This window comes from Psychrobacter sp. bablab_jr014, assembly GCF_016464015.1.
Classification (GTDB): domain Bacteria; phylum Pseudomonadota; class Gammaproteobacteria; order Pseudomonadales; family Moraxellaceae; genus Psychrobacter.
In genome coordinates this window covers 41,898-56,399 of sequence record NZ_JACDXT010000049.1, presented here as the reverse complement: position 1 = coordinate 56,399, position 14,502 = coordinate 41,898, and the positions used below count along the sequence as shown (strand labels likewise).

The 14,502-nt window shown below is 51.5% G+C and carries 5 protein-coding genes; 4 read left to right on the top strand and 1 reads right to left on the bottom strand.

Annotation, left to right across the window (positions count from 1 at the left end; genetic code table 11):
- Nucleotides 1–129: 129 nt before the first annotated feature.
- From JIE71_RS11085 to JIE71_RS11070, 4 genes are all read left to right on the top strand, one after another.
- A complete protein-coding gene (locus JIE71_RS11085) occupies nt 130–3,456 on the top strand; it encodes a BRCT domain-containing protein (protein ID WP_199508778.1) in 3,327 nt (1,108 codons plus the stop codon).
- Nucleotides 3,457–3,530: 74 nt separating this feature from the next.
- The gene (locus JIE71_RS11080) at nt 3,531–10,874 is read left to right on the top strand and encodes a HEAT repeat domain-containing protein (RefSeq protein ID WP_199508777.1); all 7,344 of its coding nucleotides are present in this window, start codon (nt 3,531–3,533) and stop codon (nt 10,872–10,874) included.
- A gap of 2 nt (nt 10,875–10,876) precedes the next feature.
- Nucleotides 10,877–12,940: a hypothetical protein gene (locus JIE71_RS11075; RefSeq protein ID WP_199508776.1), complete on the top strand. Its 2,064-nt coding sequence runs from the start codon at nt 10,877–10,879 to the stop codon at nt 12,938–12,940.
- 3 nt (nt 12,941–12,943) lie between these two features.
- A complete protein-coding gene (locus tag JIE71_RS11070; RefSeq protein ID WP_199508775.1) occupies nt 12,944–14,281 on the top strand; it encodes a reverse transcriptase family protein in 1,338 nt (445 codons plus the stop codon).
- 56 nt (nt 14,282–14,337) lie between these two features.
- On the opposite strand, the gene JIE71_RS11065 is transcribed toward JIE71_RS11070, so the two are convergent.
- Nucleotides 14,338–14,481, bottom strand: coding sequence for a hypothetical protein (locus JIE71_RS11065; protein WP_199508774.1), 144 nt, complete (start codon nt 14,479–14,481; stop codon nt 14,338–14,340).
- Nucleotides 14,482–14,502 lie beyond the last annotated feature (21 nt).

The following is a 14,502-nucleotide window of genomic DNA, read 5'->3' as shown; positions in this document are numbered from 1 at the left end:
ATAAATTGCGCGACAATATATGTCGCTTTCTTGATTTAAATTGACAAAAGTTCTTGATACGCGCGCAAAAATGCGCTTTTATAAGGACTTCTTTTATTGGCAGATACCGTGATAGCAAAGGCGTAGCGTATGTATTTATCATTTTCTTATATCTATCAGGCGTGGCAAGCTGAAGACCCCAACCTCATTGAGAAACTTGACCAACTTGCACGCCAGCCGGACGCGCCGCGTGATACACCGCTACCTGATGATGTGCTGACCTTTGAGACGTTTTTGGCGACGATTTTTGCACCTGAGTTTCGCGCTTTGCCGCCTGAGGTGCAGTTTGCCAAGCGCGTGGCATTGATGGCGCAGCTAGAGTCTGCTGACAGCGTATATACTCTACCACCACGCTATCAGACGTATGTGATTTTATTGGCATTATGGGAGGATACTCGCGCCTATGCCAGAGCGATGCTGATACAAGCGATTGATACTCTACCCTTAACCTACGGCGTATGGCGCGGTCTAAAATATATTTATAAGCAAGCGGAATACCGCCAAGACTATGAGATTTTTGCGCATATTGCTGCCAAGGTGGATTCATACCGTTTTGACCAGCAGTTAAAGGATGCGGTCAGCCTGCGTACCAAGACCTATATCAGTTTGCGGGCATGGCGTTATTTGCGCCATTTGGGTACGCATCTGCCGATATGTTATACCGACGCGGCGGTGCGTGTACTTGCCAGCATTGATGCAGACATGACGCTCGGCAGTAGCGCGCAGGTCAATAGCTGGGTACTCAACCACATTTGCTTTCATAATGAAGTACATTACGGCGTCAATCGCTTTGTCCATAATACCCCGCGCAAGCTGTTTTCTGCTGACGGTCGTGCTTTTGCCAGCGCTTGGCAACGTGATGAAACGCCGTTATTTACCTTACTTGCCAGCGCCAAAAACGAAGCGGTACGTCAGTTCGCGACCGACAGCCTCAAGCACGATTTTAAAATCAAACTCAAAGACGTTGATGCGGCGACCATTCAATATGTGTCGGCAGGTACGCGCAGCCGCGCTCGTGACGAGCTGGTGACATGGCTGCTAGAGCGCTCATCATCATTAGAAAAATCGCAGTTTGTGGGATTGGGGCTGCATGATGTGGTGCTGCATCTTTTGCATTCTGACTATAGCAAAGCGTATCAATACGCCATCAGTTATGCATCAAGCTATGCCAAAGATTTGAGTTTAGACACCCTGCTGTTACTCGCGGTATCCGCCCATGCGCCTGTACGCGAGTTTGCTATGCAGCTCATACTCAGTCGTCATCCCGTCAAAGACATCGGCGTACAAGGTTGGGGTCAGCTATTAGAAACGTCCTATCATTTTAAGACCGCAAGCAACCAGCTAACCGCGCATTTTACCCGTAAAGAGCTGACGCCTGATTGGTTCCGCGCGCGTCTGTTGGGCAATAGCCCTGAAGCCGTTAGTTTTGCTATACAGCAACTGCCGAAGCTCTATAGCGCCAAGACTTTGGGTGCTGATTTTTTTGTTGATATCGCCCGCACGCTATTGCCTAGCTACAGTCAGCATCAAGCAGCGTGCATGGATTTTGTGCTCGAAGAATTGCGTAAAACAGACCTTAGCACCATTGACCCTGCGATATGGCAATATCTGTTATTGCACCCACTCGCCCAAGAGACACTCAGTGACTGGATAGATATCGAGGTCATTGATGCTACCCGCCTGCCTATAAACTACTGGCACGCACTCGCTTATGAACCTGATTGGCAGATGGGCGTACAGCCGAATGGCGTGATTTATAACGCGGTATTTGACCAAGTGGATAGTGCAATTAAAGCAACTGTCTATCAAGACTGGTTTAGCGATTTAAGTTTTGACGTGTATTTCGCTACAGAATGGGTACATCATTGGCTGTCGGATGTGCGCCGCTTTGTCCCTACTGCACTTGGCTTTAATTGGCTGTTAATGCTCGCCCATAGCGATACGGCGATGTACCGTAAGTTTGCGATTGATTGTATGAATAAAGGCTTTTTGCCCGCTGACTTTGCTGAACCAGAGACCAACCCTGCTACAAATATCAATAGCAACCAAAGTGAGGATAAGAAAAGCAGCATCGATTTTGAGCAGCAGCGCTTTTTATTTACAGGAAAAATGCAAAGCATGAGCCGCAGTGCTGCCGAAGCCGAGGTCAAGGCGCATAACGGTCTCATCAGTAGCGGTGTGAATAACAGCTTGGACTACTTGGTTATTGGCGATGAAGGGTCGCCATTTTACGGTCATGGGCGTAAAGGCAGCAAGCAGCTAAAGGCAGAAAAGCTGATTGAGGCTGGCGCGAGCATGCGTATTATTTCAGAGACAGCGTTTTTGCAGATGCTGGCAGGGACGACGCGAGAGGTATCAGCAGATGCTACCTTGGCAGGGACAGAGCGTCTGTGGTCAATGGCAACCGATGACCCGACCGCCGCCATCAGTGAGCTTGCCATCTACTATATGAGTCATCACCACGATAGCATCCACATGAGCTTGACCGACCGTCCTGTCGACAGTAATGCAGCCATTCCAAACGCCTTTTTTAGCGCCGAGCGCGTTGTGCCGTTATTATCCAGCGGTCATAGCAACCTACGTGAGTTTGGCTTACTACTCGCCCGCCATGAGCTGGCACGCTGGCAATTAACCCCTGAATTGTGGCTGTCTTTGGCAGAGTCCAAGTATCTTGAGGTACAGACCTTATTACAGCAAGCCTTGTTTGCTAAACCCAGTGTGAGCAACCGTCTCTATCATATCGACAGTAGCCAATACAGTACAGCGGCGATAAACGCCTTGGTCGGTAGCAAACAGGCGCAAGCAAGACGCATTGGTATCACTTTATTAAAACAAAACCCGCAGTTTCAGGACGTGCATTTACTCTATTTATTGACCCAAAGCAGTCACCGCGACATCCGCTACGCCGCTGTATGTATGCTATGGCAACAATACAAGCAAAAACGCCCTGTTACCAAGCGCCAGCTGCTATCCATCGAAGACACCGAAACAGCCACAAGCGCTGTTAAAAACCCGCCAGAAACCTTGCCTGCTGAAGTCGATCAGCTACGTCTGTTATTGCGTCGCGGCTTGTTTGAGCTGCCACCAGGGCGCTTGAGCAATCCCGAGCAAAAACCTACTGCAAAAAAGCAAAGCCATAACTATAAATACAACAAGCAGCGCACTAGCGAGCCTGACACGCCGCAAACGCTGAGCCAGTCGCTACTGTCTGCCAGCCAAGCCAAGCTGGCGCTGATTGAGACGTTTCGGGATATTGCTTTAACGGATATGTCTTTTGCCGCGCTGATTATCGCTGACTTATATACCTTTACGCATTCGGCAGGCAAGATGGAGCGCCACGCCAGCCTAACGGCAGTTACAAGGCTGCTGCATCGCTATCCGACGCTGCGTGAGCATTTATTGGTAACGCCTGCATAAAGTCAGCCAAGACGTAGAAAAACATTATTGTTAATAAAACATATAACTCTTTATTTATCGATTGAGACAGCCTTATGAAAACCAGCACCTTAGCTTACTGGGGCGAGATTATCGGCATTATCAGCCAAGATGCTTGCCTAAACCAGTACGGCAGCAGTACCCACAATGATAAAAGCAACAATACAAAAAATAAGACAGCGCCGACTGGACGCAGTCTGTTTATCACCCGCTTGCCTGAGCGTGACCCTCAGGATAAGGGCAGCCGTGACGCCGCTACGCCCAAAAATGACTTATACGTTTTAGATACATTAGGCGCTCGCCCCGAATTAAATACACTTGCGCTGCCTGTTGCCATGCAGTGCATCACCGCAAACAGCGAGGCGGTATTTTTATTGGGCGTTGACAATCACTTGTACCAAACCGACTGGCACGCCAAAACCATTCAAAAAATCAGTACGCTGCCTATTTATCAGCATACATCAGCATCTTCTAATAACGTCCAACCAAGCGCGCTAGATATCGTCCCTTTGACCCACGCTGTCGCGGTTTTGTATGCGCATACATTGGTAGTGTGCCCTTATGCCGACACCGCAAAGCGTCTGTCCACCAGCCCCATTGTGCAGCCGCTTGCGCCGTTATTTGCGCAACATCATGATGCTGCGGATATCACGCCGTCTGACAATGGTGACAATAGTACCAAGGCGACCATGCTCGCCAGCAGCAGCGATGGACAATGGCTCATTATTGGTGATGACAAAGGCACTATCGTCAGCTGTCAGTGGCGCTATGATGGCAGTGAGATACAGAACAGTCATATTCAGCCAAGCAGCACCCAGCCCATGCATCAAGGGCGCATTACGGCGCTCGCTTTTGTGCCGCATTCGCCTTACTTTTACTCCGCTGGCGCTGACAACACCTTGTATCGCACCCACATACAAGGCGACTTGCAGCCGACCGACCGCGCAAAATCTAGCGGGCATGCCAGCCATATCAAGGCGCTGTGCGTCTCAAGCGCGCGTCTGTTTACCGCAGGCAATGACGGCAGTATCAAGTCTTGGGCGCTGGATAAGGGGCAGCCGAGCAGCAGTAAAGACAACCTTACCAATCCGCGCTATTTAGCATGGACGCATTATGCCGAAGCACCTGCGCTCTTAGCCATTACCAAAGACAACAGCCTACATTTTTTACCCGTAAATACCGATAGCAATCACAGTCTACAGCCTATCATTCACAGTATGCAGGACGGCTACGCACGTATTGAGCACTATTTGGCAGACAGCAGTAACGAGCATGAGACCTTATTTAATCAGGCTTTAACATTGCTATTGGCACAAGACGACAGCCGCGCCTTAGCCATCATCAAAAAGGTTTTAAGCGATACCCGTACGAGCAGCGCCCATGCACAGGCACTGGTTAACGTACTTTCCCAGTTATCACTCAGCGCACGTATTGGACTATTAGAGCAGTTATTAAACAGCACCATCAGCCCTCAAGTCCGCCTCGCGGCTTTTGAGGCACTAGAGCAGCACTATGCCGCTGCGCCATTATCGGTGCAAGAGTATCTGACCCAAGCGCTTGCCAGCCGTCATGACGAGGTGGTCAATGCTGCCATACAGCAACATCAAATGCGCGCAAGCAACGAGCACTTAAATAATACCAGCCCTGATCAGCAACACGGTGACCGTCAGTACAGTCAAATGGTGTTGCCTGCGCTGTTGTCTCACAACAGCCTGAGCATTCGCCGTGCGGCACTCATCGCCCTTGAAGCCATCTTCCCTGTTGATAGCATACAAGCGGACATGCTGGCCTTGAGCAGTCGCTATACCGATACCGTGCAGGCAGGTTTGATTCGTCTGTATCAGCGCGGCTTGTTATCCACGCCTAAAGTGACGCGCCAGCTGATGCTATTACAGCAAAGTAGTGACAGTGAGGTGCGCCAGACCGCCTTTTTTATCGCGCTACTTGCTAAGCCTGAGCTGGCAGATGCCTTGCAGCGTGCGGCGCAGCAGCAAGAGGACAGCTACCTACTGCGCACACTGGCAGATTTTGATGCGTTTAGTTTGACAGAGGGCACGCTGACGCATACTGATGCTAAGAATGCTGGCAATATCACTCATGATGTGCGTCTGGCCTTACAAGTTGAAGATTTTCAAAGCGCTGATGATAAAAAGACAGGCCAAGGCAAGAAAAAGGAATCCGTTAGTAAAGACACACTCGCATTAGATGAAGCGACCCTTGCGCCATTATTACAAGCGCTTAGCAACCATTATCAAGACATCAGCTTTCGTGCGGCTTATGCCCTTGCCTGTTTAAAAGACGCCCGCGCTTTTGGTGTATTGATTGGCTTTATTCATAGCGATGATGCCATTGTCCGCGCAGGCGTGGCACGCGCGCTCGGCAATCAGCGGCTGGCTGATGCGCAAACCCTCCTTGGCGCGATGCTAAACGACAGCAATACCCAAGTACGCAAGGTCGCCATGCAGGCATTAGGCAAAGTCTGTAGCGACACGCAGACATGGGCAGCGTTTGGTTTTGCCTCGGCACACGCCCACATTCACGAGGACGCTTTGGCGTTATTGCTACAACAAAACCTTGCCAAAATTAGCGATGAAGCACTCATTACTCAGTTTAAACCCCTACTGGACAACCGCTTTCCCAGCGTACGCTTAGAGGTTTTAAAAGTATTGACTGCGCGCGTACTGCTCCATGACAGCGCCTCGCTATATCAATACTTACAGCTGATCGCCACAAGTCAATTTGAGGACGTACACCGCGCAGGGTTAGAAGAATGGCAGCGCTTTTTATTCAAAAACACACGAAAAGTAAATGTCCATGAGGATAATGCCAATGATGGCGCATTATTGGCACTGTTACTGTGTGACCCATTTCGCACGATTCGTCATGAAGCGCTGGAGACGGCAGGCGACTATCCGCAGCGATTCAACATTGAGCAGGTGATAACTGCCGCGCTTGCCAGCCCTTTTGAGGACATCGTTACTGCAGGGCTACAGCGCTGTGGGACATTAACCGAGCCGAATACGACTTCAGCTATTATGCCACTGTTGCTGCCATTACTTGCCGCTGAAGGTTTAGAAGTGCGCAAAACCGCCCTAGATGTGGCGCTACAGCTGGTGACACATGGCGGGCAAATCAGTAGTGAAGATGCCAATGACGACTACTTAGCTTTGCTGAATGCAGGTATCCAAAGCCCCTACACCGACATTCAGCTAAAAACGGCCACTTTCCTGGCACGTCATTCACAGCGTGTCAGTGCTCATAATATGAACAACACTGCTAGTCATAAAACCTCTGAATTGGCAGCGATATACAGCCAACAAGCGTATGATGTGTTTGAGCGCTATTTACAACAGGTGATGCCTGATAAAAAACAAGACAAAGCGGCGTATACTCTTTGGCATCAGCAGGTAACACAGGCGCTAATAGGACTTGCCGCTTTAGCAGAGCCGCAGACGGGCGATGCCTTTGGCTGGTATCAGCGCTATCTTAATCATTCTGATGCGGATTTTAGTGCCGTTGCCCCTTATCTGATGTGGGTGACGGATGCGAATCGCACTCATCATATCGAAGCATTACAGCACTGGCAGCGCGATGAGCGTACGCTTGTGCAGCAGTCGGCGAGTATTGCCCTTGGTGTTTTGGGGAGTACAGCGGGCGAGGTATCAGGCGCGGCATTGTATCAGCAGACCGACCAGAACTTATCTGCCCTGCATAAGGACGTATCACCCATGACATGGCTGCAAGGGCGTATGGGTTTAGGCATTGATACCGCATGGACACTCGCGCCATTATTTAACATCTCTGCGTACGTGCCCGCCGCCCGCTGGACGCTGCTCTTTACCGCCTTGTCTGAAGAAGACGCAAACAAGGGCGCAGCGCTGTTGGTCAATGCGTTAAGCTTCGTTGATGCACAAAGTGCCATTTTATACGCGCACTGCTTGGCGCGCTTGACAGACGATAAACAAGCCGTATGGGAACATATCCATAATGCGATTAACAAGGCATTGCAAGAGGCGCTTACTGAGTTATTGCCGCAAGTAAATGACCCGCAAACGGCAGCCCTACGCCAAACCGCCTTAGCTGCGATAAATAGCAAATCACTACAATCGCTCGCCGCCTTACTGCACGCGCCGCGCAGTAGCCTATCACCGTTACTCAAGGCAACCGCTGTACAAGCGCTTGGACAACTGTCGTTATTGCTTACTGAACCCAAGATGACGCATATTCAAGCGTGGCTTGGCACGATGGCAACCCTAAACCATCACTTGCCAGTATTGGCAAGTGATAAGACAACAAGCAATGATACAGCAGAGGCTACGGATAGTAATCACTATCAGAGCCTTGCCTTTGGCACGTGGCTGGGCGTGATTCGTAATGCTAATGCGAACAGTGTCATTAACCAAGCCATTCGTGGACTGCTGTGGCTGGCGAAAAGGCCTGAGACAATGCCCTCAGGCACATGGTCAGCGAGCATCACTCAAGCCCTATTGCCGCTGCTGAATCACAGTCGTGCCGAGACGCGCGCACTGGTGTGGGAAGCGCTACACGAGCTGCCTATTACCCTGACCGCATTGGCACAAGAGGCAATGGCGACCGAGCATCGAGATATGGTGGCGGCGGGCGTCAAGCTGTGGGTGGCTGAGCATCGTACAGACAGCACGTTGACGACGACGTTTAGCCAGCGGTTACGCGACGCACATCCTTTACTGGCAGAAGAGATTTATCAATATCTGGTTGCTGCTATTGGGCAGCTCCCTGCCAGCTTGGCGGTACTGGAGTACGCCGATACGCCGCTGGTACGTCAAGTTATCAATACATGGCAGCAGACAGGATTGCAAGATAAAGACGCGCACCAGCAGTTTTTACAGCATGCTATTTATGTGTATGACTGGCAGGCACGTTATCACGCATGGCAACAATTATTGGCACAGCCTACGCTGTTAAACGCTGATCCTCAGCTATTAGAGGCGTTACTCACCTACTTTATGCTCAGTCATACCGAGTACGCCCAAGAGCAAGTCTTACAGCTGATTAACAAGGTTAGTCAGTATTATGCCGAGCAGCACTCAATCGTGACCAACGCACAGCAAGCGCGCCTCAATGAGTGGCTGTTTGCACTGCTCGATGACCCACGCCGCCGCATCAGCCGCTCTCTTATTTATCGCGCTCTTGCCAGTACACGCGCACTCTCAGTGGTAACAGGCTTACAAGCGCGTTTAACCTTGTCTTATCAAGACCACAATCACCGCCCAGAGCGCGCTAATATCATGCAGGCGTTGATAAAAGTGAGCGGTTTTGATCAGCCGATACACGATTATTTTGATGAGTATGAAGACACGCGCTGGCTCACCACGCAGTATCCACGCCATCCTGTCATCCTAATGGATGTCTTTAGCCTGCTACTGCGTGTTCAAGACAGTGACTACGTGCTTGAGCTGGTCTCACCGCTGGCATGGATTGGGCGTGAAAGTGATGATAAGGATGATAAAACCGCAACGCCTGCGGATACGCACATGGCCGAGCGTATTGATGCACTACTGGCACAAGCTTACGCTCAGCTGCCTGAAAAACGCAGGCTCGCTGTGGTCAAGGCAATCGCGTACCGCGCCCAATATCGACACGGTGATACGGCGGTATTAAAACAAGCCTTGTCCAGCCGTCAAGAGATGGTGTCCTTTATCGCTGCAGAAGCGCTAGCGAAAGTCGGTATTGCTGATGGCGCGAGCTTGTTGATGGCGACGATGGTGCACCATACCGATGGCGATGTGCGTCGCCGTAGCGTGCTGGCCATTGGCGCATTATTTGACACGCCTGAGCATCCAGACGCGGCCCCTGTCTCGACCGATATTTTGTATCAAGCGTACGAGCGCTTAGTACAATATGCCGAAGATGAGATGCATTACTTACAAGATGTGGCGTGCGAGGCGCTCGGAATGCTCGCTGATGGCGGACGCTTTGAATACAGCACCCAGGTTTTTGAGTTGTTAAAAGCGCAGCTGCATCAGCCCAATCTGTCGCCGTACAACCCAGCCATTATGCATTGGTTGCACGGTCTGCGCCGCTTGGGTACGCCTGCAGCTTGGGCAGAGATTCGCCAATATATCAGCGGGCTGGTCACGGCAGCGACCTACAGCACCGTCTTACGGGACGCTTTATATTTATTATCCTTTTCAGACAATGAGGGCAACAAAGCCTTGCTGCTCAATCTGTTAACCAGTACTGAACAGCCGTATGTCTTTGCCTCGACCTACCAAGCAGCACAAAAGTTGTGGGGTACGGACAAGACCTGCCAGCCTTATGATTGGGCAGCAATACAAAGCCGCCAGCAAACGCTGGATAATGAGGATATGGCGCTGAGTCTCCAGCGCATTACCGAATACAGCAGTGTAGACGCTATTATTGACTTTATGCTGACCCATGGCGAAGCCTTATCAGAACATATACGCCACACGCTTGCGCAGCGTATCTTACAAGATGACGCTATAGCGCCTGAAACCTTAATGCAGCTACTGACGTACCCTGACGACAGTATGTTGTCTATTGCGCTTGCTTATCTAGGTCAACATCAAAGCGCCATTACCAGCCAAACCCTGAGTATGGCGGCTGAACGTCTCGCTGAGGCGCAGCGAGCATGGCAAGCGCTGATGCAGCGTATCGGTAGCGCGGTCAATGATTATTCGCGCTACGAGATGCGCATTCATGCTTTGGCAAAAAAAATCGCCCTCGCGCTGTGGCTATTGTACCGCTATAGCGCGGCGACAAACGCAAGCGACAGCAGTCTTATCACGTCATTAACGTGGCTCACACGCATCAGCCAGCTGCCCATCATTGCCAGCCTGCCCGCACTGAGCGAGCACGTAGAGGCGTGGTGGCAGCAAGTGTGGCTCGCGCTGCTGGCACGTCCTGAATCTGAGATGACAGAGTTATCCGAGCTGTTACCCACCTTGCAAGCCTTGCCGCCGTTGCGTCTGCTCACTGCCAAAACCAATGCCTTACGCATACAAGTGATAGAACGCTTAACGCCGACCCCCGTTGTCAAGACAGATATCAACACGACAAGTACCAGCCCTGCCCTGCTCAGCTGGATACAAACGCAAAATACCGAGGCGCTGTATCACTGCGCAAGCGACGAGACGCAAACCATCAGCACCCGCCTGCAAGCCATAGAAGCGCTGGGGCAAATGTTTGATACACGGGTCAGTGCATGGCTGGATAGCCTGATGCAGCACACGCAGCCTGATATTCAAAAAACCGCCTATAACGTCAAACGCCGCTGGCAGCGTGGGCAAAATAAAGCACAAAACAAGCGCCCCATGCCCTATTTTGATACGCCACCTGCTGGCAGTAACGCATGGCAGACCATCCACAATCCGCAGCATCTGAGCCTAGGAGATAAGTAATCATGAGCACCAATCATCCCCTACCCACAGAGCGCACCGACAGCACTCAAGAAAACGAGCGCGGCACACCAATGTCGCTGGACTATGCCAATGTCAGCCACGTCACACCAACTGAGGCGCATCAGCAGCACGTAGCGCTGTTTACCGACCTGCGCCGCGATGCGGTAAGTTTTGACGGCGTGGTCACCCAGCCGCTACTGTTTCGTGACAGCTTACTTGCGCTGTTTGATGTGGTTAAGAGTGACTATCGCTATGTACCCAAAGACCGCGCTGCTTACGCTGTCTTTAGCCAAATGCGGCGGCAAAACCGCAACAAAAACCTATTTACCGCCCAGCGCGATTATTTTAATTGGCTGCTGCACAATGACCCGCTGGCGTACTGCATCCTAGATCCCATTATCGAGGTAAATCCTGATGGTGTCAGCTTTGAGGTGTTTGGGCGCGATGAAGGCTGCTACGCACAGCTCACCCTAGCGCACAGTCTGTTTGCAACCGACAGCGCCAGCACTTACGGCACAACCAGCATTGACTATAGCGACGCCTTAGCCCTTACCCTTGCCCGTATTGACGACAGCCAAGCGCCCAAGCTGAGCATTGGACAAGACGCACTACAATTTAGCCGCCATTCAAGCGCGCCAGCCAGTGAAACAGACAATACCGAAGCAGTAGCTCAAAGCGCAGACTCGTCTGATGATACCGTCATTGAAAAGCGCATCCATGTGCCAAGCCGCTGGATACGCGGACTGCTGCAAATCCAAGCCGCCGCCCAACTGCCGATGGACAGCATCGCCCTTGACCCCATCGCCTTATATAACGTGCTGTTTGAATTGCGGATGCACGCGGACATCAAAGGCAAGCGGCGCGGACTAATCATTGAATTAACCCCCAACCAGCCGCCAGTAATGCTGCTTGAGCCGTTTAATATCAGTGTAAATTGCCAGCTCGGACAGGCGAAACCCTATGGCGGCAGCGAAGCAAAAATGATACGTCTGTGGGGTCGTCGCCGTTTGAGCTTATTAAAGCGTCTATTGCCGTATGCTAAGGACGTGACCGTACATATCTTGGGGCAAGGGATGCCCAGCTATTGGGTGATTGCTGGTGATGGGTTTAGCTTTACCTTTGCCATGACAGGCTTTAATAAAGACAACTGGTCGCAGGCGCTGAATTTTGATTTGCTGTTGCCCAAGCGACCACTCGGCACGCAAACGAGCAGCCAGCAAGAGACGATTGCCCATATTGTTCAAACACTACAAGACGCACCAAAGACGTTAGAGGACTTATGCGCCGCCAAAGATAACGCACTCAGTGCCAGCGAATGCCACGCCGCACTCATCAGCGCCGCCCAGCAAGGACTGGTGCGCTATGATATGCCCAGCCAGCGTTACCACTATCGTCCATTGACGCAGACACCACTGGACATGGCGCAGTTCGCGTATCACAACGATGCCGAAAAGCAGGCGTTTGCCATTTTAGCCCAGCCCAAATCGTTTCATCATGTCAGTGTCAAAAGCGTCCTGCCTGACGATGTCATGATCAGCGCGGATATCGAGGTCGCCGCTGACAGACGCAGCTACCACAGCCAGCTGACGCTTGGGCACGATGGCTTGGTCAAAAAAGCCGAATGCAGCTGCCCGCAGTATTTACAACATCGCCTGAGCCACGGACCGTGCGCGCACCTGATTGCCCTGCGCCTGTATCAGCATACCGCACGCGCAGTCAACGCCCCGCGCACGCGTATTTTTAACAAGCGCTTGGCTGTGCCGAATAATGAACAAGCGCAAACCCCACAAAACAACGCGCTAAGAAAAAATACACCAAACACAACCAGCGCCAACATTTGGGATTTGACCGCGCCCAGCATGCCGATTAACGCAAATAACCATATGCAAACCCACAGCACCCAACTGTCGGTACATGAGCGCACCTTACTCATTGAGCGCGAGCAAAACGGCAATACCCGCCGCCAAAAAATCTGCTTTAACACCGCGCAGCAAGCGATGGATGCCATGATGCAGCACGCCCAGCGTTTACAAGCCAAAGGCTATATTGAAGACAAAGGAATCTAACCGATGAGCAGCACCAGCACACAAAATTTAAGAGAACATTGGCAAACCCTTTGGCAAGACATCGAGCAGGCAGGCGGGCGCTATCAGTACGTACAGCAGCAATTAGTGACACAGGGCTTTTTGGTTGAACGTCGCCCGATTGATGACATGAGTAAGGCGGAGCGCCAGCGCTACAAAGCGATGCTCAAAAAAGAAGCCGCTGAAGAAAAAAAGCTCAAAAAAGACGCATGGCAAGCGTATAAGTCACAGCATATCGTCTATCTGGGTCGCCATATCTACTGGTCGGATGACCACAGCGCGGACAAATGGGACGTGACCGATGGCGAGCGCCGCCGCGTCAGTAATCAGCTGCCCGTCTTGACCCAACCAAAAGAGCTGGCAGCAGCACTAAATCTAAGCATTGCGCAGCTTAAAGGCTTGTGCTATCAGCGCGAAGTGGCGACCCATGTGCCCTACACCCATTTTAGTATTCAAAAACGCCGTGGCGGAACGCGTGAGATTTGGTCGCCTATCCCAACGCTTAAGACCGCGCAGCGCTGGATACTGCACCATATCTTAGAGCAGCTGCCAACACACGGCGCGGCGCATGGCTTTGTCAGTGGGCGCTCTATCGTTACCAATGCTGAGGTGCACAGTGACAGCGCGGTATTGATTAAGCTTGATTTAAAAGACTTCTTCCCCACCATTCATTGGCGACGTGCCAAAGGCGTGTTTCGGCAGGCGGGCTACCCTGAATCTATCGCCACGTTGCTTGCGTTATTATGCAGCGAATCGCCACGGCAGATGGTGCAACAAAACGGCGTCACTTATTATGTGGCACTGGCTGACAGAGCCTTGCCGCAAGGCGCGCCGACCAGCCCTGCGCTGTCAAACATCGTCTGCGTCAATATGGACAGACGCTTGACGGGACTTGCGGATAAGCATGGTCTGCGTTACAGCCGCTATGCCGATGACTTGACCTTTAGCCTCCCAAGTAGCAGTGCTGCCGACAGCGATGCGCAAAATGCCATGATTGGGCTGTTGCTCGGTTCGGTCTATAAAATTGTTAAAGAAGAAGGGTTTGTATTAAATACCGACAAGACCAGCATCGTATGCACAGGACAGCAGCAAAACGTCACAGGAATGGTGGTCAATGGCGAGGGCGCACCGCGTGTACCTCGGCGTATCAAACGTATGCTGCGCGCCGCCATTCATAATCTACAAGCAGGAAAGCCGCTACATGACGGCGAAAGTCTGGCTACCTTATCAGGGTACGCCGCGTGGATTGCCTCGGCAGAGCCCGAGCTGGGACGGCGCTATCTTGAGCAGCTTGAGGCGCTAGCAAAGGCGACGCCTGCTTAATGGTTGATTAAACATTAGTGGTTAAAAGTCTGATGCTAAGACAAGCACATCGCCCGTCAGCGCGCGATGTGCTTGTCTTTTAAATAGTCATACAGCCCTTCAGCAAACTGGCGGTAGCCTGCGCCGTTGGTATGGACTTTATCGGATTTTAAACTGTCATCAGAGAGTATCTCTGACCAGCCGCGCTCATATAGAACCAATAAAAAAGCGGTTACTATCGA